The organism is Sphingobacterium sp. SGR-19, assembly GCF_011043555.1.
Lineage (GTDB): Bacteria > Bacteroidota > Bacteroidia > Sphingobacteriales > Sphingobacteriaceae > Sphingobacterium.
In genome coordinates this window covers 1-326 of the sequence record NZ_JAAKGS010000028.1, presented here as the reverse complement: position 1 = coordinate 326, position 326 = coordinate 1, and the positions used below count along the sequence as shown (strand labels likewise).

Below are 326 nucleotides of genomic sequence, written 5' to 3'. Positions count from 1 at the left end.
CGTTTTCTTTTTTCGATGATCTTCTCAGATCGCCCAAAATAAACATCCGCTGGTGTCAGGTTATTTAGCGATTCGTGATAACGTCGATTGTTATAGTTGTTTACAAACTTTTCCAGGGCTTCTACAAGTTCTTCAGGATGGTAAAAGTGGTTTAATTTCACCACGTTTTTCATCGTTCTGTGGTACCGTTCAATTTTTCCCTGCGTTTTCGGATGCATCGGTCTTCCGTGAACCTGTTTCATCTTCAGATCCTCTTTCATGTATGTTTTCAGCTCATTGGAGACATAACAAGGTCCGTTGTCAGAAAGTAACTTCGGTTTGGCTTT

The 326-nt window shown here is 40.5% G+C and carries 1 protein-coding gene; it reads right to left on the bottom strand.

What is annotated here, in order from left to right; all coding sequences use genetic code 11:
- Window positions 1-326: integrase core domain-containing protein (locus G5B43_RS19215; RefSeq protein WP_165296417.1), on the bottom strand; the 326-nt coding region annotated here is incomplete at both ends.